This is a genomic window from bacterium, from assembly GCA_036504735.1.
In the GTDB taxonomy this organism is placed as follows: Bacteria; Electryoneota; RPQS01; order RPQS01; family RPQS01; genus DASXUQ01.
In genome coordinates this window covers 266,793-290,776 of the sequence record DASXUQ010000002.1, presented here as the reverse complement: position 1 = coordinate 290,776, position 23,984 = coordinate 266,793, and the positions used below count along the sequence as shown (strand labels likewise).

Here is a 23,984-nt window from a genome sequence, read left to right as displayed (position 1 = left end):
CCCCATCAGCGCGATGAATCGCGCGGCCACAAGTCCAGATTTTTGATTTCGACATTTTTTTCAAATGGCATATAGGAAGAACCGATGAACATTCTCTTGCTTCTGAAGGCGGTGGCGGACAGTGAGGCCACCATCAAACCGGCGGCCGACGGCAAGTCCGTGGCGCTGGACGGCATCAGTTGGATTTTGAATCCTTACGACGAGTATGCGGTGGAAGAAGCCTTAAAGCTGCGCGACGCGGACGGGGCGGGCGAGGTGGCGGCGGTGAGTTTCGGCGGCGATGATGTGCCCAAGGTGCTGCGCACGGCCCTGGCGATGGGGGTGGATCGCGCGGTGCATATCAAGGGCAATGCGGGCTTCGACGCTCTGGCCACGGCCAAGGTGCTGGCCGAGGTGGTGAAGGGGATGAGCTACGATCTGATTCTGTGCGGCAAGCAGGCGATTGACCATGACAACGCCGGAGTGGGCGTGATGGTGGCCGAACTGCTGGACATCCCGTCGATTTCGGTGGTGACCAAGCTGGACCGCGCGGACGGCAAGGTGATCTGCGAGCGTGAAGTGGAAGGCGGAGTGGAGGTGGTGGAAGCGCCGCTGCCCTGTCTGGTAGCCTGTCAGAAGGGACTGAATGAGCCGCGCTATGCATCCCTCAAGGGAATCATGGCGGCCAAGAAGAAGCCACTGGACGAAGTGGCCGCGCCTGCCGTGGACGTGCAGGTGGAGGTGCTTTCCATCGAAACGCGTCCGCCGCGCAAGCCGGGCGAAATTGTGGGCAAGGGTGTGGAAGCGGTGCCGGTGCTGATCAAGAAGCTGAAGGAAGAAGCGAAAGTTTTATAATGCACATTGAACGGCGAAAAAACGAGGGCAATTATGGTCTGGGTATTTTTTTCGCGGCAAATCTTACGGTTCATCGTTCTGGCGTGTGCCACTCTGCTTATCTTGAGCACGGCGAACGCACAAGCACCTACCGATGGTAGCGTCCGAATCGGAATCGGGGTCGGGTACTTTAACGTCCCTAACGTTCATATCAACCTCGGTTATAGGTCCGCTACAGCTTTTGGGTACAGCGGCCTGCGGTTTGATACCGAGGCGGGCTTGGGCTATGGATGGGGAGCCTCCGAATCTTCTGGATCCAGATACCAAACCGGGACTGATCGCTTGGGGCGCTCCTATTGAAGGGATACGGTAACGGGGCAGTTTGCCTCGAAATCCAAATGCGAAGGCAGCGTTCCGGGATATGTTCACGGGTATTATGCAATGGGGTTGGGACCCCGGTTCAACGTGAACGCGCACGGAGGATATCTTTGGCTTGGCCCGGCGGCTATCCTTTTTGTTGATAAGGAGACAGGCGGCGCGGCATTCGGAGCCAAAGTTGGATATGTCAAGACAGATGTTTTTTCGATGCTCACCACACTTGCGTTCCGTAGTGGTGGACCTATTATTTATGCAACCATCGGCATAGACCTGACCACCGCCGAGTTTAATAGACGAATGGCACCACGGTATTAAGAGTAATTTTGTTCGAATACAAGCAGAAATCCACACGGAGGCAGTTATGGCGCATGAGCGAAACACGGGGGTGCTGATTTTGATCGGGGTGCTTTGGCTGGGGATTGCAGTGGTGTGGGGGATTCAGGTTTACGGCATCACTCAGGGACGGATGCCGGTGATTCTCACCTACGGGATGAGCGCCCTGATCGCCGGACTGTTTCTGGGACGCGCCATGCAGAAATTCCGCACCCTCAAACCTCCGAAGATCTAAGTTATGCCGCTGCCACTGGAAACCGAGCGGCTGATCATCCGGTCCTTCACGCCGGATGACGCCGAAGCGATGTTCAAGGTGCTGGGAGATGCCGAGACGATGCGGTTCTTTCTGATCTGGCTGGCCAAGTCGGTGGAAAACGCGCGCGGGTTCATCGGCTGGGTGACGGGGATGGAAAGAGATTTCGGCTACAGCTTCTGGGCGGTGGTGGAAAAGACCAGCGGCGAGGTGATCGGCGACTGCGGGCTGGCGCCCTTAGAGGGTGAAGGCCCGGAGGTGGAATTGGGCTGTGATCTGCGAAAGGACAAATGGAACCAGGGCTATGCGACGGAAGCGGGGATAGCCTGCCTCGAGTACGGCTTCCGTGAACTGAAACTGGACCGGATTGTGGCTGTGACGAATCCGCAGAATTTTGCGGCACAGCGGGCACTGGAGAAACTGGGATTCACCGAGGAAGGCCGGGGAGAACACTACGGCGGGGAATCGGTGGAGTACGCGAAATACAGGGAAAAGGGATAAATGCTAAGGGATAAGGAAGACAAGAAGAAAGAGCAGGACATTTGTTTCTCTGTGTGATGTGCAGCGAAGAAGTGAATTTCAGGCGGAAGATGTTATGACACAGCGGATGATGGGCAACGTGTGTGTGATCGGACTGTTGACGACGATTTTTGTCTCGGATACGATTGCGATTGCGCTGGGGGAAAGCGGGAATGCGACGCTGGCGAGCTTCATGCTCATGTTTGCGTGCGGCGTGCTGGCCGGATGGACGCTGGACCGGATGACGGGGGGCAAATGGCAACTCTACCGCGCGGTGCGCAACTGGCACCCGCCGTTCTATCTGGAGTTGGGATTTATTGTGCTGGGCGCGGCCTGGTATTTCCTCGATGCGGCCATGCTGATGCGCAGCCCCATCCCGGAGATCACCATGGAGCGCGTCACCGTATGGCTGCTGCTGACCGTGGGAATGGGAGCCAGTTTCAGCCGCGCGCTGGCGGACCGGAAGCGGGTGCTGGCGACGGAGAGGGTGAAGGAATTCTCGGGAAAATAGACGCGGCGATTCATCGTGTAGGGGCGGGTTAAGGTCTTCCGCAACCCGCTCGTATCTCTTCTTTGTTGCGGCAGACCCCCATCCCCCTGCCCCCATTCCCCATGAAATGGAGAAAGGGGGAAGACGAAAACGCTCGTGCCCATGCCCTTACCTTTGCTCACATCACGGCTCCTGATTCGGCGCAACATTCCGGAGGATGTGGATGCGGCGTACCGGATTTATGGAGATGGGGAAGTCAAGCGTTTTCTGTCGAATGGGCAAGCGGAGACGTACGAGCAGGTGCGGCAGCGGATTCTGGGGCGCGCGGAGTTCGAAGAGCGGTTCGGGGTGACGATCTGGGCGGTGGTGGAGACGCAGAAGGGGGAGATGATCGGAAGCTGCGGGCTGTTTCCCGTCGAAGGTCATGGGCCGGAGATTGAGATTGCCTATCACTTCCGCCGCGATATGTGGGGCTACGGTTATGCTACCGAAGCGGCGGCGGCGTGTTTGCAGTATGGACTCTTCGAACTGAAGATCCCGCGCATCATCGGGCTGGTGGATGAGGAGAACATCGCCTCGCAGCGGGTGTGCGAGAAGATCGGGATGAGATGCGAGGGAAGCGGGTGGTGGTATGAGAGGGAACTTTTAGTGTGGGCGTGCGAGAGGTAAAAGGGGAAGTATGGCAACTCTGTTTACGTACCGCATCGTTCATGACAAGGGCTTCGCACCGAATCCTTATTGGGGTGCGATGACTCTTGCCACGTGCAAACCAAAGATCCGGCTTGCCGCCGAGGTGGGCGATTGGATTGCCGCAATGGGTTGGAAAGATACTTCGCGCGGCGTTGATCTTACCCTCAAGGTGATATTCGCAATGCGCGTTTCCGAGAAGTTGACGCTCGCGGAGTATGCCGACCGTGCCCGAACTCAACTGAAGGGAAAGATTCCCGATATGAAGCATGCCGACGAGCGAAGGCATGCCGGTGACGCAATTTTCGATTTTTCTTCTGGCCGCTGCATAGAACGGCCCAGTTTGCACAGCGGCAGCACCGATGCTTTGCGCAAGGACAGAGAAGGAAAATACGTGCTCGTGTCTGATCACTTCTATTATTTTGGAAGTCGTCCGGCGACGTTGCCATATCACTTGCAGGAAATAGCTCCGAGCGGGTTTGGCAGATATGTCCGTTCGAAGATGAATGCACCTTTTCTTGACACCTTCGAGACGTGGATTGAATCGCTTGGCGTTCATGCGAACAAGGTATTAGCAGACCCGATACATGCGCCAAGGAAAAGTGGGTGCATAATATGTACGCCGGAGTCTCGAATAGTCAAAGTGAAACGACCAATTTGCCAATAATGGCATGTGGAAATAAGAAGAGACGCCGCTGAGGTTTGGGATTCTGGACACCCTGCGGGGTCCAGAATGACAAGGTGGATGTGAAGAAGAAAATCATTTCAACTAACCATACAAACGAAACATGGCGAACATTTTAGTTTTTTGCGAGGCGAAGGGCGGGAAGCTCAAGCCGGTGTCGAAGGAGATGGTCAGCGCGGCGAAGACGCTGGGTGGAGACGTGCATGCGGTGGTCTTCGGGGAGGCGGCGGATGCGGCGTCTTTGGGAGCATACGGGGCAAGCAAGGTGATGCAGATTGCCAATCCGGAACTGGCGCACTACTCGACTGAAGGGTACGCGCAGGCGGCGGCGGAAATCATCAAGGGGGAAAATCCGCTGGCGGTGATCTTTGCGGCGACGGCGCGGGGACGCGATTTAGCACCGCGCACGGCGGCCCGCGTGGGGCGGCCCTTGCTCACCGATTGCGTGGAACTGAAGCTGGATGGCGGCGAGGTGCTGGTGCGGCGGCCCATCTATGCGGGCAAGGTGCTGATGTGGTGCAAGGTGAAGGGCGGATACGGCGTGCTGTCGCTGCGTCCGAAAGCCTTCTTGGCCGTGGAGAGCGGCGGCACGGCACAGGTGGAATCGCGCACGGTGAGCCTTGATGCGAGCAAAATCCGCGCGAAGGTGACCGAAGAAAAGATAGCGGCGGGCGCGGCGTTGGATGTTTCCGAAGCCGATGTGGTGGTGTCGGGCGGACGCGGCCTGAAAGGTCCGGAAGGCTTTGGGATGATCGAAGAACTGGCCAAGGTGCTGGGCGCGGCGGTGGGAGCCTCACGCGCGGTGGTGGACGCCGGCTGGCGGCCTCACAGCGAGCAGGTGGGACAGACGGGCAAGGTGGTGTCGCCGTCGCTGTATTTTGCGGTGGGAATTTCCGGCGCAGTGCAGCACCTTGCAGGCATGACCACCAGCCGCACGATCGTAGCCATCAACAAGGATCCCGACGCGCCGATTTTCAAAGTGGCGACCTACGGCATCGTGGGCGACGCTTTTGACGTGGTGCCGGAACTCACCAGGGAAATCGGAAAGCTGAGAAGTGAAGGATAAACGCTGAGACTCGAGACTTAAGACTTGAGACCTGAATCGAACGCCAAGTCTGTGGTCTTGAATCTCCAGACCAACTATCAGCCGCGCCTTAAGTCACAACCCATAAGTTGGTGCTCCTCCCATGAAGAATCACCGAGCGATTTTCCTGCTGTTGCTGTGCCTGCCGTTGACGGGGATGGCACAGCCCAATGTGCTTTGGACCCAGTGGTTCGGCGGGCCGCAGACGGATAATGGCTATGCGGTGCGCGAGACGCCGGACAGCAGCATCGCGATTGCCGGCGAGACCCGGTCTTTTGGCGTGGGCGGCAGCGATTTCTGGCTGATCAAAACCGCCGCTAATGGGGATACACTGTGGACGCGCACCTACGGCGGCCCACAGGATGAAACCTGTTTTGCGCTGGAGGTGACGCCGGACAGCGGTCTGATTCTGGCGGGACGGAGCAACTCCTTCGGCGGCGGCTGGAGCGGCTGGGCCGTGCGCACCACGGCCACGGGGGATACTCTGTGGACGCACAAGTACGGCGGCGCGCAGCGCGACGAATTTGCCGCGGTGGCAGTCACGCCGGACAGCGGTTTTGTCTTTGTGGGATATACCCTGTCCTACGGTGCGGGCAGCGGAGATTTCTGGGTGGTGCGGACCAACGGCAGCGGCGATACGCTATGGACGCGCACCTACGGCGGCGACGGCAGCGATCAGTGTTATGCGGTGCAGAATGCGGCGGGCGGGGGCTTTATGCTGGCCGGGTCCACGGAATCTTTCGGCAACGGCCACACGGGGTCACCGGATTTCTGGCTGGTGAGTATCAGCGCCACGGGAGACAGCCTGTGGAGCCGGACCTACGGCGGCAGCGGGTCGGATGTCTGCACGTCACTGGCGCCGCTGGGCAACGGCTGGGCGCTGGGCGGCTACACGCAGTCGTTCGGCGCGGGAAATTCCGATGCCTGGATAGTGCAGACGGGAACCACCGGCGACAGTCTGACCAGCCGCACGCTGGGAACGCCGCGACAGGATTACTGTTATGCGTTGCAGCAGACGGGAGACGGCGGACTGATTATCGGCGGGGAAGTCAGCAGCGAGGCCATGGCTGGCGGGGCCAATTACTGGCTGGTCAAGGCCGACGTTCATCTGGACACGCTGTGGAACTGTGTCTTCGGCGGCACCTCGGTGGAACATGGCCGCGCCGTGACCCAGACCATGAGCGGCGACTATGTGATGACGGGCAGCACCTACAGCTATGGCGCGGGCATCCCCAATGTCTGGACGGTGAAATGCGCGACGCCGACGCGGTCGATCATCGCGATTCCCGATTCCTTCCATTTCGGCAATGTGCTGGTGGGCGCGCACCGCGATTCGGTGATCACCGTGCGCGTGACCGGAACCTATGAGACTATCCTCGACAGTGTCACCGCGCCGCACGGCTTTACCACGGACTATCCGGGGATCCCGATTTCGCTGGAGCCACAGCAGGATTTTCTGGTGAGCGTGCGCTTCCAGCCGGACTCTCTGGGAGTGTTCGACGACACCATCCGGATTTACAGCAATTCGCCGGGCAGTCCGACTACGGTGCTGGTACGCGGGAACGGCGCGGCCAACGGCACGGATGATCCGAAACCGGTATTGCTGCCGCGCGAGTTTGCGCTCGGTTCATTCCCGAATCCGTTTAATCCACAGACAACGCTGACGCTGGATGTGCCTTTTGCGGCGCGGCTGCATGTGGACCTTTATGATGTGAACGGACGGCTGGTGCGCACCTTGTCCCATAGCCTGTTTACCGCGGGACAGCACCGCCTGACCGTGGACGGAACGCAGCTTGCCAGCGGCGTGTACTTTGTGCGGATGGAAGGGACGGCGGTATCGCTGACGCGCAAGCTGGTGCTGATGAAGTAACTGTGGAAAGACTGAAATGCTGAGGGGCTGAACGGATGACAGAGCCTCTTCAGCCTTTCAAGATTTCATTTCACGCGAACGGGAGGAGAATGACTCGACTGGCGATGATCGGCATAGGGTTGTTGTTGGCGGCGGGCATCGTGCAGGCGCAACCGCGCAGCACGGCAGACAGCCTGTTTCACGCGGCACAAGCGGCCTATGAAGACGGCAACTACGACAACGCGGAGCTGACCGCGCTGCGCGGTCTGCGGGAGGCGGCGAGCCTGGATGAACTGGATAAGCTGAAATACCATCTGCTGCTGGGCTTTGTCTATGTGGCGCGAGACCAGCGTCCGGCGGCGTTGCAGGAATTCACGCACGTGCTGACGGTGAATCCGGCCTACAATCTGGATCCGGTACAGACCTCGCCCAAGATCACGGATGTGTTCCGTGAGGCGCGGCAAAATTATCTGCTCTCGGTGGCCAGCGAGCCGGCGGTGTTCCGCATGCCGCAGGCGGACGCGCGGATGTCCGCATCGTGGCGCTCCCTGGTGCTGCCCGGCTGGGGACAGTTTTACAAGCGGCAGGAGCTGAAGGGCACGGCCCTCGCCGTGGCACAGGTGTTTACCCTGGCGGCGCTGGTTTTCGAACAGATTGAAGTGGGAAAACGGCATGACGATTACCGGAACCTGCAGGTTTACGGCGACCCGCGCATCGATCAGGCCTATGCCGATTACCGCAGCGCCTACCGCACGCGCAACGTAGTGGGCTACATCACGCTGGGAGTCTACCTGCTGAATTACGCAGATGCGCTCTACTACCCCGTCTGGCACAAGAAATAGCAGGCAGGGGTAACCCCTGCACCTGAGGCCGCCTGCGGCGGGGGGACAGCGCGGGGGACCGCGCGGTCCCAAGATTATGGAATCTGTCGTAGGGGCACGACATGCCGTGCCCGTCTCGCGCGGTCTCAATCGCGTTGGACCTATCTTTTGAATTGCTTGCGTACCATCCCATGAAAATTGTTATCCTTGGGCCAGCATGGCCATTTCGCGGCGGAATCGCGCAGTTTTCGGGCGTGCTGTCGAAGGCGCTGATGACGGCGGGGCACGACGTGGCGCTGGTCAATTTCCGCAAGCAGTTTCCGAAGATCCTGTTTCCGGGCAAGACGCAGTTCGACGATTCGCCGGACGCTCTGAAGGTGGAGTCGGAGCGTGTGTTCACGGCGTGGAATCCGCTGGCGTGGCTGAGGACGGCGCGGACGATCAAACGGCACAAACCGGATCTGATTCTGGTGATGTGGTGGATGCCGTTCTTTGCGGCAGGCTACTGGGCCGTGGCCAAACTGCTGGGGCCGGCATACCGGGGGCGGATCGGTTATCTGCTGCACAATGTGGTGCCCCATGAGAAGCGGCCGGGAGACATGTTTCTGTCGCGGCTGGCACTGGGAACGGCGCACTATTATCTGCTGTTAAGCCGTACGGAAGAGGGCGAGATGCGGCGAATCTTCCCCGATGTGTCCGATGATCGCATTGCCTACTCCCCGCATCCGGTTTATGACTGCTATCTGCCCTTTGACGGCCCGCCGCAGGATGCGCGCCGGGAGACGGATCTGCCCGCCGATGGCAAACTGTTGCTGTTCTTCGGATTTGTGCGGCGCTATAAAGGATTGGATCTGCTGCTCCGCGCCCTGCCGCACATCCGCCGGAGTCATCCGGATGTGAAGCTGGTGGTGGTCGGGGAGTTTTACGAGAAGCGCGAAGAGTACGACAAACTGCTGGTGGAGTTGGATATTGCCGATGCGGTGATTGTGCGCGACGGCTATTGTCCCAGCGACATGGTGGGAAAATATTTTGCGGCGGCCGATGCCGTGGTGTTGCCGTACCGCAGCGCGACACAGTCGGGGATTATTCAGGTGGCCTATGCGCTGGGGACTCCGGTGATTACCACCAATGTGGGGGGCTTGGGAGAAGTGGTGACCGACGGCATGACGGGGCTGATTGTTCCGCCGGAAGATGTGACCGCACTGTCGGCGGCGGTCGAACGCTATTATGCTATGGGCGGACGGGACGTGTTTTCCGGCGCGGTGCGGCGCGAGGCCAAGCGGTTCTCCTGGGAAGCGCTGGCGAAGACGATTGAAGAAAGGATGAAGGCGGAAGGATGAAGGCGGAACGGGGAAAAGCGAAAAGGCGAAAAACGAAAAGCGAAAATAGGCGCATCGCATTTTTGTTTTTTGCTTTCTGTTTTCTGCTTTTGTCTTTGGGTGCCGCGTGAGGATTGTGCTGTTTGGTCCGGTGTATCCGTTTCGCGGCGGGGTGCCGCATTTTACGGCGGCGCTGACACGAGCGCTGCGGGATGCAGGGCACGAGGTGAAGCTGGTCAATTTCGAAACGCTCTTTCCCAAACTGTTTTTCCCGGGGAAATCCCAGACGGATGATTCTCCCCATGCGGTGCCGCTGGAATCGGAACGGGTGTTTGTCGCGTGGAAGCCAAAGACATGGAAAGCCACCGCGCGCATCATCGAAGCGTTCAGGCCTGACCTGATTGCGGCGATGTGGTGGATGCCACCGTTTGGGCCGGGATATCGCGGCGTGGCGCGGGCCTTGTCAGCGGAGTATCGCCGGCGGCTGGTATATGTGATCCACGACGTGGTCTCCCATGAGCGGCGGCCCGGAGATGTGTATCTGGCGAAGATGGCGCTGCGCACGGCGAGCAAATTCCTGGTGCTGAGCCGCGCCGAAGAGCGTCGGCTCAAGCAGTTGCTGCCGGATGTGGCGGAGGAGCGAATCTATTTTGCGCCGCATCCGCCGTTCGACCGGTACCGAGTGTTTTCGGGGACGGTGCAGGACGCGCGCAGGCAATTAGGTGTTGAGGCGGAGCGGGTGCTGCTGTTTTTTGGTTTTGTGCGGCACTATAAGGGGCTGGATCTGCTGCTGCGCGCCATGCCGCAGATTGTGCGGGAAAACGGCGACGTAAAGCTGGCGGTGTGCGGTCCGATCCATGAGCGGCGTGCGCGCTATGAGAAGCTGCTGGATGAAACGGGAATGCGCGAGCGGGTGGTGCTGCACGACCACTACTTCTCCGGCGAGGAGGTCTCCATGTGTTTTGCAGCGGCGGATGCCGTGGTGCTGCCGTACCGCAGCGCGACACAGTCGGGAGTGATTCCCACGGCGCTGGCGCTGGAGACTCCGGTGATTTCCACCCGGGCCGGAGGGCTGGATGAAGCGATGCGCGACGGGCAGATGGGGGTGGTGATTGAGCAGGCCGAGTCTGCCGCGATCGCCGCCGCGGTGAAGCGGTTTTATGATGCGGGGGGCCGCGCGGCCTTCGAGTCTGGCGTGCGTGAGGCGGCGAAGCGGCAGAGTTGGCAAGAGTTTGCAGGCGTGTTGGAAAGGCTAAAGGCAGAGATTTGAAAGAAGCTTCTACTTATCAAACGGACATAGATGTGAAAGCGATAGACTACGATCCTTTTAAAGCGGTGTTGGGCAAATGGGTATCGCACAATGTGTTTTTGCGCAAGCTCTTTTATGCGATGCTGGGCGCGCTTTTTTTGCGGCAGTGGCACGTGCGCAAGGAACTGCGGCGTATCGCGCGCAAGAAGGATGTGCACGACGTGTTCGACGCGGGATCGGGGTACGGCCAGTATAGCTACTTTATGAGTAAACTGTTTCCTCACGCGGAAATCCAGGCGGTAGACGTCAAAGAGGAGCAGGTTCATGACTGCCGCCGCTTTATGCACAAGCTGAAAAAGCGGAACTGCGTGTTCATGGTGGATGACCTGACGACGTTCAAACGGCCGGAGCAGTTCGATCTGGCGCTGTCGGTGGATGTGATGGAGCATATTCTCGATGACGCCGCGGTATACCGCAATGTATTCGAATCTCTGCGGCCCGGCGGCCTGTTTGTGATTGCCACGCCGCGCACGCCGAAGGAAGAATCCCATCAGCACCTCGAGAGTGTTGTCGGCGAGCACGTGCGGGAAGGCTACACGAAGCGCGAGTTCATCGAGAAGTTGTCCACGGCGGGATTTCAGATCGAAAAGATGGGGCGGACTTATGGACCCGTGTGGGGACGGTTCGCGTGGACCGTGCTGCAGCGGATTCCCATGCGGCTGCTGTCCACATCCAAATGGTTTATTCTGATTGTGGCGCCGTGGCTGCTGGTCTTTTATCTGCCCGCTGCGCTGAGCATGTTCATCGACGTGACGTGGCCGAGCCCGCATGGCGGCGGCTGGCTGGTGGTAGCGAAAAAGAACGGATAGGCTGCGGAAAAATACTGCCATCGCCGCGGCATGCGTCTTGGGTTTTCGCATGCCCGGCTAAGGCAGGAGGATGCGCCGCCTCTTCAACGGGATCGCCCAGCGGGGCAGGGCAAGCCCCAAGAGCCCTGCCGCCGCGAAGGTTACGGCTGGCGCGACGCTCAGATCTTTCTCGCTAAAGAACCAGAGAACTGAAGCGAAAGAGGGCTTGGTTTTTGGGAGAGACGGTATTATCTTATGTGATGGATGGAACATGCTTTGGGTCCGCATATTCGCACCGACTAAGGAGTGACTAACTATGTGGTTAATAGCGGTTTTACTTTTGGCAGCCCTGAATACCGGGGCTTTTGCATTGAAGCCAGTGCCGAGCAATCCTCTCGCCACCGTGCCGACGTACATGGATCAGCAAGGCACCGGGCGCACAGAGGGCAACCGGGTCATCGATAGTCGCGACGGTCATTTGCAGTGTGTCGGCCAGCTTTCCGAAGGCCCATATAGCGGGACTTCGGAGCAGGCGGCGCGCGCCTTTCTGGCCGCGCACACCGATTGGGTGGGTCTGCAACCCTCGACAGAGAATTTGAAAGCGGTGCGTACGGCGGAGACCCCGATGGGGTATCACGTCACATTCGAGCACATGATCAACGGCGTGCCGGTATATCCGGGCGACGTGGTGGTGACCCTCAGCCGTCAGAACAAGGTGCTGTTTTATTATTCCGGTTTGATGACTGTTCCCGAGAAGCTGCCGACGGCGATTGCCCTCAGCGCGACGGACGCAGTGTCTATCGCCCATAATCATTTGCAGCCGAAGGCTCAGCCGCGGGATGACGCGCAGACACGGCTGGTGATCTGGGCCGGCGACAACCGGGATTTTGCGGTGTGCTGGAAGGTGAACCAGTTCATGTCCGACCCGCGTGGTGATTGGGAAGTGCTGGTGGATGCCAATACGGGCCAGATCCGCCGCGCCGTTGATAAGCTCTGCTATGTGGACGGCACGGGGCTGGTGTTCCGACCGGATCCACTGACGACGGCGCAGGCGACGTACGGCCAGACAGGGTACACCGACGGCAATGACGCCAATACGGCGCAGCTTTTCGCGCAGGAGTTTGTGGATACGTTGCGGGACATTACACTGACCTCCGGAACCTATTACCTGCGCGGGCCGTGGTGCTATGACGATGACTGGGATCCGCCGACGAGTCCGATTAATACGGCGACCAACCCCGACAGTTTCCGCTTCAACCGCAATGCCCAGGGCTTCGAAGATGTGAACGTCTATTACAACATCGACAAGAGCCAGCGCTGGATTATCTCCCTCGGATTTAATAACATTCAGCACGCTCCGATTCACGCGGACCCGCACGGCGTCAATGGCGACGACAACTCCTATTACGTGCCGAGCACCAACCGGCTGGCCTGGGGTGAAGGCGGCGTGGATGACGCGGAAGATGCGGATGTGATCTGGCACGAGTACGGTCACGCGATTCAGAACGGCTCGGTGCCGGGCTGGGGCAATGGCGACGAAGGCGGCATGGGCGAAGGTTTCGGCGACTACTGGGCCGGTTCCTATTCGAATTCGATTTCGACCTTCCACAATACGTGGGTGTTCAACTGGGACGGCCATAACGAATGGTGGTCGGGACGTGTGTTGAACGCCAACTACCATTACCCGGAAAACAACGGAGAAGTGCACGACGCGGGCATGATCTGGAGTCAGCCGTGTTTCGAAACCATGCTGGATGTGGGGCGCGACGTGATGGATAAGATCGTGCTGCAGCACCACTTCCTGCTGGGCACCAGTGCGACCATGCCCACGGCGGCGCAGGCATTGCTGACGGCGGACATGAGTCTGTTCGGCGGCGTGCATCAGGCGTCCATCTACACGCATTTCATTCCGCGTGGCTTGCTGACGGCTCCGCCGGTATTTGCCTTGACATCACCAAACGGCGGCGACTTCTGGCCGGTGGACAGCACCATGAGCGTGCGCTGGACGACGGGCAGCTTAGGCGGCAATGTGATGATTGAACTGTCGCGCAGCGGTGTGGCCGGGCCGTGGAGCACCCTGGCGGCATCGGTGGCCAATAACGGTTTGTACACTGTGGTGGTTCCCGGCCCGCGGTCTACGACGTGCCGGGTGCGGATTTCCGTGGTCGGCGATCCGACGCATGCTGACACCTCGGCGGCGGATTTCACGATCAGCGCGCTGCAACTGGTGCTGTCGGAGAATTTCGAGAGCGGCGCAACGGGCTGGACGCACGCGTCGGCAGGCGGCACGTGGATTGACCAATGGAATCTGTCCACGCAACGGTCCCACAGCGCCACGCACGCCTACAAGTGCGGCGACACGGGCACGGGTAATTACGGCAATTTGAATGACGCGCGGCTGACGTCTCCGGTGATGAGCAATCTTCCCGCCGGCGCAGTGTTCAGCTATTGGCACCGAATTCAGTCGGAGCTTTCCGGGACTTATGCGGACTCGGCGTATGACGGCGGCATCATCGAAGTCTCAGTCAACGGCGGAACGTTCACCCGCATCGCGCCGCTGACGGGATACCCCAAGACGTTCCGTTATCGCAGCAGCGGCGGCAACCCGGCGACGGGACCGATGCTCGGACAACCGTGTTTTGCGGGCGTGGATACGGTGTGGTCACAGAAGAGCTTTGACCTGTCCGCGTATGCCGGGCAGAATGTGCAGATCCGTTTCCGGTTCGGCAGCGACGCCGGAACCGGACAGCAGGGTTGGTTTGTGGATGATGTGCAGGTGTATGCGCCGATGGCGGCGAGCCTTTCGATTCCCGTGGAGTTGACCTGCGCTTCGGACGGCACGGACATCATGCTACGCTGGTCGGGAACCGCCGCGCACTACAAGGTCTACTCGAGTCTGTCGGCGGACGGACCATTCACACAAATCTACACCACCGATCAGACGACCATCACGATTTCCGATCCGACCAACATGATGCAGTTCTTCATGGTGACGGCGTGGGACGGCAACTGAAGAAGATGCTGAAACGCTGAAAGGCTGAAATACTGAAAGGAAGAGCCGGTGGATTTGTCCAGCGGCTCTTCTTGTTTCACTGCTGGCAAGCGGGTGACAAGGGCAGACCCCATCTGTCCGGCCCCCGCGCTCGTTGTGGCCGTGGGACAAGATGAGCGGGGAGGACCTCTATTTTCACAAATTTGTACAAAGTCGACGACCGTAAAGAATTATTTATAATGATGTTTTTGTTTTCACATGGGAACAAATGGCGCTTGACTCGAGTGCATTTCACATGTAAATTAGTCTCAGGCACACTATCGGGGAAGTAAGGAGGCGGTCATGAAGCTCGTGGACATCCTGGACGACAAGGGTCGGGACGTGATCACAGCACGTCCGGAAGCAACCGTTCTGGAAGCGGTGCAGACCCTGGTTCGTCACAACATCGGTGCACTGGCCGTAGTGGACCGGGAAGGGAAACTGGTGGGAATGTTCAGCGAGCGGGATGTGCTGCGGCTTTCGAACCGCACCAGCCCGCCGGATTTCTCCGGAATGCGACTGAGCGAGCATATGACCTCCGACCTGATTACGGCCCAGTGCCAGACGGGTGTGGAAGAGGCGCTGTCGATCATGACCGAGCGCCGGATCCGCCATTTGCCGGTGCTTACCGGCGGCGTGCTGCGGGGGATTGTGTCACAGGGGGATCTGGTCAAGGCCATGCTGGCCGATGCCCGGCATGAGGCGCAGCAGTTGACCAACGTGGTGACGGGGAAATACCCGGCTTAGGGCAAGGATGAAGGCGGAAGGATGAAGGATGAAGGATGAAGGAGAACCGACTCCTGACCTTCCCCACGAAGTAGGGCAAGGGAATGTGCAGAACCCGGCTTTAAGGCCGGGTTTTTTGCGTTTGGGGGAAAGGGCTTGACAATGAAGGGAGGTTACCGTAGCTTAGACTGTGAAAAATGGCGGACATACAGGTCAAACTACAAGATGAGTGGTCGGTGCGAAAGGTGATGCTTTACACATGATCAAGGCGCTGTATGCGGGTTTCGCGCTGCTCTGCGCCTGCGTAATTCTCGGTCTGGTGGCTCCACAGCCGTGGCTGTGGGGGACACATTTTCTGGCCTATTACCCTTGGCCCGTGCAGGTGACGCTGCCCTTTGTGGCGGTGGCGTTGCTGTTGACGGGCTTTTCGCGCGTGCGCTGGCGCGGGCTGCTGCCGGATCTGCCTCCGGCGCTTGCGTTCAGCCCGCTGCAATGGGACGTGCTTACGGCCCTGGGCTGCGGTGTGGTGTTCCTGCTGTTTTCCTCGGCGACGGCGCTGCTGGGGGATGGGCAGCTCTGGCTAAACGAAATTCAGGCGGGGACTTCGGACTATCTGCGCAACCGCGCGCCGTTGACCCTGTTTCTATTGCATACGCTGTATGGTTTGCTCAATCCGCTGACAGGAATCAGCGCGGAGCGGTTGTTTGCCCTGACGAGTGTGATTGCAGGAACGGCGGCGGTGCTGGGCTGGCTGGTGCTGGCGCGGCATCTGCGGATTGACCGCCTGACCTGTCTGCTGTTCGGTTTTGCGTGGGGCGGAATCGCGCTGTTCTTCGGTTATATCGAGACCTATGTGCTGATGGTGGCGATCATCACGTGGATGCTGGTGGTGATGGTGATCAGTCTGCGCAAAGCAGAGCCGACGCTGTTTGTGCCGGTGCTGGGGCTCTTAGCGGTGGGATTCAATCTGGCGGCGGTGGTGTTTCTGCCCGCGGTGATGGCGTACACGTGGCGGATGTTTTCCGCGCGCCATTTGCGGTTGCGCTGGGTGCTGCTGTTCGGCTATGGGCTGATTGTGCCGGCGCTGGGAGCTTACTTTGCGCTGGGCTGGCATAAGGGGACGGATGTGCTGCTGCCGCTGACACCAACAACGGAAGCCTTTGGGGATGCGGTGCTCACCGGGTCGCACCTTGCGGGGTTGATCAACGGATTGCTGCTGGCGGCAGGCGTATTTCTGGTGCTGCTGGCGGGTTATGTCATCGCGGAGAAGCGGCACGGCATGGTGTGGGACGATGAGAAGCTGCTGCTGCTGCTGGCGCTGGTTTTTCCGCTGGCGGCCTGCGTGATGCACAATCCGCAGCTCGGCATGGCGCGGGACTGGGACATTTGCGCGGCGCTGTTGGCGGGCGCGCCGATTATGTCTTTGGTGATCTGGGATTCGACGCATCCGTTTGCCGATTCTCCGGGCCGGATTCGCGCGCTGCTGACGGTGTGGATTCTGCTCATGATTGTGCCGTGGGTGGGCGTGCAGGCCTCGGAGACGCGTTCTGTGGCCCGGTTCAAAGATTTGCTGAAGGCGGATCCGGCCAGGAGCGAGAGCGGCTGGGACTATCTCAGTTCCTACTACTTCCACCATAACCGGATGGATGAATGGGGACAATGCAATTTCGAAGCGATGCGCTATTCGAATAACCCGCGTTACCATGCCAATGCCGCCCTGTATTTCGGAATGCGGAAGGACTGGCCGAATGCAAGGTATCAGGCAGGGTTGGCGCGGGCTTCGGTAATGGCGGATTCGGTGGTGACCACGTGGGAGAGCAGCGTGACCGATCCGGCGGCGCTGATTTCTTTGGGCAATTCCTATCTGGAACAGGCGTATGTAAGCGACGCACGGCAGGCGTTTGAAGTTGCGGCTGCATTGCAGCCGGATTCGCCGTGGCCGCGCGTGGCATCCGTGGATCTCTTTTTGAAACTGCGGAGTTTTGAAGAGGCCCAGCGGGTGATCGAAACGCTCGCGTGCAGAAGTCCGGCGGCGCTGGAGGAGATGCGCAGGTACTACACAGCACGGACGACAGAATCCCATGACCAGCAACTGACCGCATGGCTGGCTCTCTGTCTGATTGCCGAGAGTACAGGGGATCAGGCCACCGCAGAACAAAACGCACAGCGGGCATTAGCCCTGTCGCATGATGAGCAGACTGCACATTTCTTGTCTCAACTGCATCCGCCTCAACCACAGGCATTACCGTAAATGAAAGATCCGGCCAAGACGGATGTGGCAGCACCCTCGGGAGGATTCCGCAATGTGGTGCGGCTCGGCTGGGTGAGCATGCTCACCGACGTGTCGAGCGAAATGCTGTATGCGATTACCCCGCTGTTTATCACGCAGATTCTGGGCGCGTCGGTGGGAATCGTGGGCGTGATTGAAGGGCTTGCCGAAGGTACGGCCAGCGTGCTGAAGGGACTTTCCGGCTGGCATTCGGACCGGATCCGAAAGCGCAAGGCCTTTGTGTTTGCGGGTTATTCTTTGTCCGCCATTGCCAAGCCGCTGATTGCGTTGGCGGCGGGCTGGCCGCTGGTGTTGCTGGCGCGCTTTCTGGACCGTTTCGGCAAGGGGGTGCGCACATCGGCGCGCGATGCCCTGATTGCCGATTCTACCGTGCCTGAAGAGCGCGGCAGGGCCTTTGGATTGCACCGCGCGATGGATACCGCCGGCGCGCTGGTGGGTGTGGCGATCTCGCTGGGGCTGTTGCTGATTTTGAAGGGCAGCGAAACGGAATCCACCGCTTTCCGGCAACTGTACTGGCTGGCCTTTCTTCCGGCGGTGATTGGCGTGCTGCTGATCTTTGCCGTGAAAGAGATTCCCCCGAAGAAATCCGCGGCAGACGGTAAGAAGCGCGTGCTGGATTTGCGGTTCGGCAGAGAGTATTATGTGACCTTGATGCTATTTTCGGTGTTCACGCTGGGTAATAGCAGCGATGTTTTTCTGCTGCTGAAGGCGCGGAATGCGGGCTGGACGGCGGAGGCGGTGATTGGCGCGTATCTCTGTTACAATGCCAGTTATTCATTATTGTCCTATCCCATTGGTAAACGCGCCGACCGCATGCCCAAGGGAACGTTGCTGGGATATGGTCTGCTGGTGTTTGCACTGGTGTATATGGGTTTTGCCTGGATGCCGTCGGCGTGGATGATCTGGCCGCTGTTTCTGGTCTATGGAATCTATATCGCCCTGACCGAAGGAGTGAGCAAGGCGCTGATTGCCAATCTTGTTCCCTCTGAAGCACGCGGCACAGCGATTGGGCTTTTTTACATGGTGACGGGACTGTTGGCGGTTGTGGCGAGCATCGCCGCCGGCTTGCTGTGGGACCATGTGTCCTCTGCTGCGCCGTTCTATTTAGGCGCCGCCATGGCATTGTTGGCCGGAGTGGGGTTCCTGGTGTGGCAGAAAAGGGCGGCGCGAGAAGACGTGAGGCTGGAAGCGTGAGAGTGCTGCTGGTGAGATGCAGAACCCCCTTCTTATTCCCCCTTTTTCAAAGGGGGAAGGGGCCGAAATCCAAAGATTCGCCGCACCCGCACCACGCGGGAGCGTGGTGCTTAGTCATGCGAGGGCAGACCTCTATCCCCCTGCCCCTTACCCATAGAATAGGGAAAGGGGTGCAGAAGAGAAGAGGCAGGAACCATGGGATGAGTTGCTCGTGCAACAAAATGTGGCCGGACGAGTCTAATTAAACAGACGAGTATGCGATTTTGGTCAAAAGGGGCAGAACTATGAAACATCTCATGTGGGCCATTCTCTTCGGGATTGTTCTGCTGGCGCCACTTGCATGGGCCGATGCGACTCATGTGGCGGCTGGGCCGGTGTCCGGTGAGTGGACGGAAAAAGACAGTCCGTATGTGATCGAGGGCGATGTTGTCGTGCCGGAAGGGCAGACGCTGACCATTAAGCCGAACGTGAATGTGTATTTTACCGGGCACTACAAGTTCACGGTAAACGGAACCTTGATTGCCGTCGCCGAAGACCATTCGCTGATCCGGCTGAAGCAGCGCAAGGAAAGCGCGATCAGTATCCGCTTCACGGCTGATACTTCGGCGAATCCTGCCGGTTGGGGCGGCATCCGTTTTGTCAACGCGTCCAGCGATTGCCGGATGAACAACTGTGTGATTGAAAACGGCCACGCGAGTGGCGAGGGTGCGGACGCGCTGGGCGGCGGAATCTACTGCGAAAATTCCAGTCCGCGGCTCGAGAGCTGCGTGGTGCGCCATAATACGGCTGATGGATCGGGCGGCGGTCTGGCATCGGTGAATTCCTCGGCGGAAGTGGTGAACTGCACCTTCACGGAAAATTCCGCGGGTAAGATGGGCGGTGGCGTGTACATTTCCGGCGGCACGATGGATCTGGCCAATATTTCGATTACGCACAATACGGGTGGCGGTCTGGCCTGTGAAAATGTAAAGTCCGTGGATCTGGCCAATTCGGAGGTCAGCGAAAACAAGGGGCAGTCGCAGGGCGGCGGTATCTTTGTCAGCGGCTCGACATTGGATCTGGCCAATGCGTCGATCAACAAGAATGAGAACGGCGGCGTGGCGCTGCTGAACGGCTCCAATGTGAGCATGGCAAACTGTTCCATCAGCAGGAACCGTGGCTCGGAGCGCGGCGGCGGCATCTTCTGCAACGGCTCCACACTGGATATTGCCAACGCATCGGTCAGCGACAATTTGAGCGGCGGCCTGTTCTGCACGGAGCGTTCGGCGGTGTCTCTGGTCAACTGCTCGCTGAGCGGCAATCACGGCGGCAAGGGCCTCGAACATGATGACGGCACGACGGTCAGCAGTGTGAATACCTCCGTGCACGATTAGGTCACGAGGAGACATGCCGCAAGAGCACGTCTACGCGTTCTCCGCGCCGTTGAATTTTCCGCGCACTCTTGCCTATATCGGACGCTACGAACTGGCGCAGCGGGCGGCGGTCTCCGAAGGAGTGGTCTACCAGGTGCTGGCCGACGAGCGCGGCTATTTTCTGGTGCGGATCCGCGCGGAAGGCAAACAGAAACTGGCGGCGGCAATCATCACGGGCCGGGCGACCAAAGCGCGCGACGCTTTGCTGGACCGGTTCGTGCGCCGTGCCTTCGGACCGGATGACGTGCTGCTGGCTTTCTACCGGAACGCGAAGAGGGACCCGGTGCTCGCCGCGATTGTGCGGCGGTTTCGCGGGGTGCGGCTGGTGGGAGTGGTTAATCTGTGGGAATGTCTGGGTTGGTCGATAATCGGACAACAGGTGTCGGTGGCCTCGGCCTTTGCCATGCGGGCGCGGCTGGTGCGCGCGGCGGGCGCGGTGGTGGAATGGAACGGCACGGTGTTCGAAGGCTTTCCCACGCCTGTGGATCTGCTGAAAATGAGCGGCGAGCAGATGCGCGAGTGCGGCCTGTCCCGCAGCAAGGTGGACTATCTGCGCGGCATTGCCGATACGGTGCAGCGCGGCCTGTTGAAGGAAGAAGAGATCTGCGCCCTGCCCTATGACGAAGCGCGGATGCGGCTGCGGGCCTTGCGCGGCATCGGACCCTGGTCGGTCGAGTATGCGATGATGCGCGCGGTGGGCGATCCCGATGCCTGTCCGGTGGAAGACATCGGCCTGCGCAATGCGATTGCCAGGGAATATGATCTCGGGCATCAGGCGACGCTGGACGAAACGGTCGCGATTACCGATCTCTGGAAGCCGTACCGCGCGTACGGTTCGTTTTATTTGTGGCAGACGCTGTGGTGAGCCGCGTGAGGATCACTTGGTGAAGGCGCAATCCGTTGGGTTGCGCCTTTTGTTGGAGCGGGCACGAACTGGCGCTCTGCGGTTAACCTGCCGTCAATCGGACCGTTGCGGGCGTGAATAGCCGGAATGTGACGGAATCAAGACTGATTGAAATACCTGTGAATTTCTCTTGACTTTCTGCCCCCCCCTGTTATATATTGTATGCCAACGGTTTGAAGCAACTGATTTGGCAAAACACGTGTGGAGGAACGGGTCATGAAGACGATTCTGAGTATCATGGTCATGGGCATCCTTGTCTTGCTGGGTTCGGTTACGGTGGGGGTGGGGCAGGGTTCTCCGAATCTCCCCGCCCAATTTGTAGTCGAGGTGACTGACGCCACTTGCAGCGATGTGCAGGAGTGCAATTCTCCGGATGCGAATTGCGGACTGTCAGCCGCATTCGTCGTGCCCGTGGAGGGAACGTACTATCTGACGGCAGAAATGCAGTGCTCAGATCCTGCCTACTGCAAATACTGTCAGGTCTGCGCCTATGTCGTCAAGGACGGCAGCCTCGACGTGCGATGTGGTCCATCACATATCAGTTGCCAGGAAAACCAGTGTTCGCATACGGAAACATGCCTCCAACTACAACCAGGCAATCTCTATCGTTTGGTGGTGTGTAAGCGGCACTGTCCGGGAGTTACCTGTGACGATTGTCCGACCACGTGCACCGCACGGGCGAAACTTACGGATTAACCGGGGAATGTCCATGATACGCATGCTTGCGGTGTTGTTGCTGGCGGGCACGGCGTGGGCCGTGACACGGCACGTGCCCGCTGACTATGCAACGATTCAGAGTGCGCTGAATGCGGTTCAGAATGGCGACACGGTGCTTGTGGCGCTGGGGACGTACGCAGAGGCACTTCAATGTCCGGGGCGTAGTTTCGTTCTGAAGGGCGACGCCATTCCCGATACGGGCGATTATCCGCGTCCGGTGATAGATCCCACATCACTCACGAATCCTCGCGGACGCACTTGCCTGACTCTTCCGACGCTTACCACTCCGTTGAGCATTACGGTCGAGGACCTGAGCTTTCACAATGGCGCCGCCATGTATCCGCACGATCCGGGATCCAACGGCGGAATTTCGGGGGGATGTCCGGGCGTCATGCTGCGTCGTTGCATCCTTGATTCCACGGCGGGCGGTTACGTGGCAGGATGGCGGTCCATCAGCATGGAGCGGTGTGAGTTTCGTACGATTCAGGGCGCGTGCGTCTACAGCACGGAGAGCCACTTTGCCTTACACGCCACGGATTGCGTATTCCACGGTCGCGCTTTGTTCAATATCCATGTCGGGGACAGCAGTACCTTTTTGCGCTGCCGTTTTCTCGGCAACCGCGACGGCTCGCTGTGCATGGTCACAGGGCGCGGCATCCGCATTGAGGACTGTATTTTTGGTCCGTCCGAAGCCAACGAGCAGTCGTTCGATCCCGCGCTGTGGTTGGGGGTGACCTCCGGACTTGTACAAAATAATGTATTCGAAGGTCTGTATCTGGGACACGAAGTCATTACTCTCGATTGTGCCTGCGACGATACGTCTGTCGTCACCCTCCGCAATAATCGCGTGGTGAACAACATCGTGAACGCGCAGGGCACGTTCGGAGTGTACCTCGTCAACGATAACGGTGGCAATGGAAGGTGCCGAGCAGTGATCGAAGATAATGTGTTCGAAAACAACTTTGCCCCTGCATCGGGCGGCTTCGTTGGCTTGTATCTTCGGGAGGATTGCGCTGTCCGAGGAAACCGATTCCGACATCTCGACCGCGAGCGCAACGCAACCGTCACCTTGGCACCGGTCATAGCGGGGGAATCCCTTGATGATTACGCGTTGCATGGCAACCGGTTTGACAGTACGGGCTACGCGGTGCAGATAGACCGCAGCACGGATACGCTGGATGCCCGCTGGAACTGGTGGGGCGATTCCACCGGGCCCTATCATGCGGCGGCCAATCCACAGGGTCTTGGTGACACCATCACGGGCTTTGTCAAGTTTGCTCCGTGGTGTGAAGACACGGTGATGTGCGAAGAGCCCAGTGCAATCACGCTTCGTGCTGCGGCTCCGCCTTCCGCTTTTCGTCTGTCTGCCTATCCCAATCCCTTCAATAGCACCACGGTTCTTCAGCTTGAGGTGCCGCAGGCGGAAATCGTGCGGGTGGAACTGTTTGATCTGCTGGGCCGGCGGGTCAAAGAACTGTGGGCGGGATTAGTGGCCGATCAGAAGGAGATCACCGTGGATGGCCGCGCGCTGGCTTCGGGAGTCTATTTTGTGCGGGCAACGGATACGATCTGGAACCGGCCATTGGTCAGCGCCAAGATTGTGCTGTTGAAGTAACGGACATCCGATCTCTATAAAGAAAGCCCCGGATCGAGCGAACCGGGGCTTTTGTTATGGGCCGGATTGTGCTTCTTAGATCTTCAGGAAATTCCAGCCGGCCAGGAATTGAATACCGTTGGTGTGGGTTTTGGTCGAGCCGCCGCTATGCAGGTTGATCAGGCTGAAATTGTAGCGGCCATCCAGCGTCAGATCCATCGCGGGGCCAACGGGCAGAATAATTCCCGCGCCGGCATTCATGCTGAAGTTGCTTTTCTTCCAGGCTTGGTCCACGGTTTCGCCGATGCCGCCGTTCTTTTTGCTGAGGAACGTGCGCAGACCGAACTCGGGGCCTACCTGCAAAAACGGAATGACTCCGCCCGGAGTCGGATAGCGAATCACGAGGAAGGGGGCCAGGGAGGTTTCGTTGAGCCGCAGTGTGCCGCTGGCGGTGACCGTGCCATTGCTGTTCTTGGCGTCGAACTTGGTGCTGCGGTCGACAAACAGCAACTCGGTGCGAATACTGAGCGCCGGAGCCACGGCCACTTCGGCGGATGCCCCAAGCATCACTCCGGGGGTACGCTTATACGTGACAGACACGGTGTTCGGCGCGGGATTGGATACCGTGATGCTGGAGAAGTTGACGCCCGCCTTCACTCCCAGCCGCAGCAAGGCGTAGCTGTTGGAATGAAAGGCGAACAGACCGGCCAGCAGCAGTACGGATATCGGAAGCTTCTTCATACAGACTCCTTTACATAGTCATTGAAAATGTGCCATGATTATGAGTA

21 protein-coding genes are annotated in these 23,984 nt (G+C 59.1%); 20 read left to right on the top strand and 1 reads right to left on the bottom strand.

Annotated features, from left to right (window positions below):
• The first annotated feature begins 84 nt into the window (after nt 1–84).
• From VGL38_01560 to VGL38_01465, 20 genes are all read left to right on the top strand, one after another.
• Nucleotides 85–834 carry an electron transfer flavoprotein subunit beta/FixA family protein gene (locus tag VGL38_01560; GenBank protein ID HEY3294104.1) on the top strand — a complete coding sequence of 250 codons (750 nt, stop codon included), beginning with the start codon at nt 85–87 and terminating at the stop codon, nt 832–834.
• Between the two features lie 718 nt (nt 835–1,552).
• Nucleotides 1,553–1,759 (top strand): hypothetical protein, encoded by a 207-nt coding sequence (locus tag VGL38_01555; protein ID HEY3294103.1) that lies wholly within the window; start codon nt 1,553–1,555, stop codon nt 1,757–1,759.
• A 3-nt stretch (nt 1,760–1,762) separates the two neighbouring features.
• Nucleotides 1,763–2,278 (top strand): GNAT family N-acetyltransferase, encoded by a 516-nt coding sequence (locus VGL38_01550; protein HEY3294102.1) that lies wholly within the window; start codon nt 1,763–1,765, stop codon nt 2,276–2,278.
• A 94-nt stretch (nt 2,279–2,372) separates the two neighbouring features.
• Nucleotides 2,373–2,807, top strand: coding sequence for a hypothetical protein (locus tag VGL38_01545; GenBank protein HEY3294101.1), 435 nt, complete (start codon nt 2,373–2,375; stop codon nt 2,805–2,807).
• A gap of 141 nt (nt 2,808–2,948) precedes the next feature.
• Nucleotides 2,949–3,455: a GNAT family N-acetyltransferase gene (locus VGL38_01540; protein HEY3294100.1), complete on the top strand. Its 507-nt coding sequence runs from the start codon at nt 2,949–2,951 to the stop codon at nt 3,453–3,455.
• A gap of 10 nt (nt 3,456–3,465) precedes the next feature.
• Nucleotides 3,466–4,140: a hypothetical protein gene (locus VGL38_01535; protein HEY3294099.1), complete on the top strand. Its 675-nt coding sequence runs from the start codon at nt 3,466–3,468 to the stop codon at nt 4,138–4,140.
• Nucleotides 4,141–4,261: 121 nt separating this feature from the next.
• The gene (locus tag VGL38_01530) at nt 4,262–5,224 is read left to right on the top strand and encodes an electron transfer flavoprotein subunit alpha/FixB family protein (protein ID HEY3294098.1); all 963 of its coding nucleotides are present in this window, start codon (nt 4,262–4,264) and stop codon (nt 5,222–5,224) included.
• Between the two features lie 121 nt (nt 5,225–5,345).
• Complete coding sequence (locus VGL38_01525) at nt 5,346–7,112, top strand: T9SS type A sorting domain-containing protein (protein ID HEY3294097.1); 1,767 nt, start codon at nt 5,346–5,348, stop codon at nt 7,110–7,112.
• 89 nt (nt 7,113–7,201) lie between these two features.
• A complete protein-coding gene (locus tag VGL38_01520) occupies nt 7,202–7,933 on the top strand; it encodes a DUF5683 domain-containing protein (GenBank protein ID HEY3294096.1) in 732 nt (243 codons plus the stop codon).
• A 170-nt stretch (nt 7,934–8,103) separates the two neighbouring features.
• Nucleotides 8,104–9,252, top strand: a complete 1,149-nt coding sequence (locus tag VGL38_01515) for a glycosyltransferase (protein ID HEY3294095.1) — start codon at nt 8,104–8,106, stop codon at nt 9,250–9,252.
• Between the two features lie 106 nt (nt 9,253–9,358).
• A complete protein-coding gene (locus VGL38_01510) occupies nt 9,359–10,501 on the top strand; it encodes a glycosyltransferase (protein HEY3294094.1) in 1,143 nt (380 codons plus the stop codon).
• Nucleotides 10,502–10,533: 32 nt separating this feature from the next.
• Nucleotides 10,534–11,349 carry a class I SAM-dependent methyltransferase gene (locus VGL38_01505; protein ID HEY3294093.1) on the top strand — a complete coding sequence of 272 codons (816 nt, stop codon included), beginning with the start codon at nt 10,534–10,536 and terminating at the stop codon, nt 11,347–11,349.
• Between the two features lie 295 nt (nt 11,350–11,644).
• Nucleotides 11,645–14,341, top strand: a complete 2,697-nt coding sequence (locus VGL38_01500) for a choice-of-anchor J domain-containing protein (GenBank protein ID HEY3294092.1) — start codon at nt 11,645–11,647, stop codon at nt 14,339–14,341.
• A 321-nt stretch (nt 14,342–14,662) separates the two neighbouring features.
• Complete coding sequence (locus tag VGL38_01495) at nt 14,663–15,106, top strand: CBS domain-containing protein (protein ID HEY3294091.1); 444 nt, start codon at nt 14,663–14,665, stop codon at nt 15,104–15,106.
• A 238-nt stretch (nt 15,107–15,344) separates the two neighbouring features.
• The gene (locus VGL38_01490) at nt 15,345–17,336 is read left to right on the top strand and encodes a hypothetical protein (GenBank protein HEY3294090.1); all 1,992 of its coding nucleotides are present in this window, start codon (nt 15,345–15,347) and stop codon (nt 17,334–17,336) included.
• A complete protein-coding gene (locus VGL38_01485; GenBank protein ID HEY3294089.1) occupies nt 17,337–18,569 on the top strand; it encodes an MFS transporter in 1,233 nt (410 codons plus the stop codon).
• A gap of 284 nt (nt 18,570–18,853) precedes the next feature.
• Nucleotides 18,854–19,942: a right-handed parallel beta-helix repeat-containing protein gene (locus VGL38_01480; protein HEY3294088.1), complete on the top strand. Its 1,089-nt coding sequence runs from the start codon at nt 18,854–18,856 to the stop codon at nt 19,940–19,942.
• Nucleotides 19,943–19,955: 13 nt separating this feature from the next.
• The gene (locus VGL38_01475; protein ID HEY3294087.1) at nt 19,956–20,846 is read left to right on the top strand and encodes a hypothetical protein; all 891 of its coding nucleotides are present in this window, start codon (nt 19,956–19,958) and stop codon (nt 20,844–20,846) included.
• Between the two features lie 255 nt (nt 20,847–21,101).
• On the top strand, nt 21,102–21,581 hold the full coding sequence (locus VGL38_01470; protein HEY3294086.1) for a hypothetical protein: 480 nt from the start codon (nt 21,102–21,104) through the stop codon (nt 21,579–21,581).
• 13 nt (nt 21,582–21,594) lie between these two features.
• A complete protein-coding gene (locus VGL38_01465) occupies nt 21,595–23,217 on the top strand; it encodes a T9SS type A sorting domain-containing protein (protein HEY3294085.1) in 1,623 nt (540 codons plus the stop codon).
• A gap of 75 nt (nt 23,218–23,292) precedes the next feature.
• Here the strand turns inward: VGL38_01465 and VGL38_01460 are convergent, their stop codons facing one another.
• Nucleotides 23,293–23,937 (bottom strand): porin family protein, encoded by a 645-nt coding sequence (locus VGL38_01460; GenBank protein HEY3294084.1) that lies wholly within the window; start codon nt 23,935–23,937, stop codon nt 23,293–23,295.
• Nucleotides 23,938–23,984 lie beyond the last annotated feature (47 nt).

Coding starts and splice junctions, on each gene's coding strand:
- VGL38_01550 (HEY3294102.1), top strand. CDS start 1,763: ATGCCGCTGCCACTGGAAACCGAGCGGCTGATCATCCGGTCCTTCACG.
- VGL38_01520 (HEY3294096.1), top strand. CDS start 7,202: ATGACTCGACTGGCGATGATCGGCATAGGGTTGTTGTTGGCGGCGGGC.
- VGL38_01485 (HEY3294089.1), top strand. CDS start 17,337: ATGAAAGATCCGGCCAAGACGGATGTGGCAGCACCCTCGGGAGGATTC.
- VGL38_01555 (HEY3294103.1), top strand. CDS start 1,553: ATGGCGCATGAGCGAAACACGGGGGTGCTGATTTTGATCGGGGTGCTT.
- VGL38_01500 (HEY3294092.1), top strand. CDS start 11,645: ATGTGGTTAATAGCGGTTTTACTTTTGGCAGCCCTGAATACCGGGGCT.
- VGL38_01460 (HEY3294084.1), bottom strand. CDS start 23,937: ATGAAGAAGCTTCCGATATCCGTACTGCTGCTGGCCGGTCTGTTCGCC.
- VGL38_01530 (HEY3294098.1), top strand. CDS start 4,262: ATGGCGAACATTTTAGTTTTTTGCGAGGCGAAGGGCGGGAAGCTCAAG.
- VGL38_01540 (HEY3294100.1), top strand. CDS start 2,949: ATGCCCTTACCTTTGCTCACATCACGGCTCCTGATTCGGCGCAACATT.
- VGL38_01480 (HEY3294088.1), top strand. CDS start 18,854: ATGAAACATCTCATGTGGGCCATTCTCTTCGGGATTGTTCTGCTGGCG.
- VGL38_01535 (HEY3294099.1), top strand. CDS start 3,466: ATGGCAACTCTGTTTACGTACCGCATCGTTCATGACAAGGGCTTCGCA.
- VGL38_01465 (HEY3294085.1), top strand. CDS start 21,595: ATGATACGCATGCTTGCGGTGTTGTTGCTGGCGGGCACGGCGTGGGCC.
- VGL38_01545 (HEY3294101.1), top strand. CDS start 2,373: ATGACACAGCGGATGATGGGCAACGTGTGTGTGATCGGACTGTTGACG.
- VGL38_01490 (HEY3294090.1), top strand. CDS start 15,345: ATGATCAAGGCGCTGTATGCGGGTTTCGCGCTGCTCTGCGCCTGCGTA.
- VGL38_01475 (HEY3294087.1), top strand. CDS start 19,956: ATGCCGCAAGAGCACGTCTACGCGTTCTCCGCGCCGTTGAATTTTCCG.
- VGL38_01515 (HEY3294095.1), top strand. CDS start 8,104: ATGAAAATTGTTATCCTTGGGCCAGCATGGCCATTTCGCGGCGGAATC.
- VGL38_01495 (HEY3294091.1), top strand. CDS start 14,663: ATGAAGCTCGTGGACATCCTGGACGACAAGGGTCGGGACGTGATCACA.
- VGL38_01470 (HEY3294086.1), top strand. CDS start 21,102: ATGAAGACGATTCTGAGTATCATGGTCATGGGCATCCTTGTCTTGCTG.
- VGL38_01560 (HEY3294104.1), top strand. CDS start 85: ATGAACATTCTCTTGCTTCTGAAGGCGGTGGCGGACAGTGAGGCCACC.
- VGL38_01525 (HEY3294097.1), top strand. CDS start 5,346: ATGAAGAATCACCGAGCGATTTTCCTGCTGTTGCTGTGCCTGCCGTTG.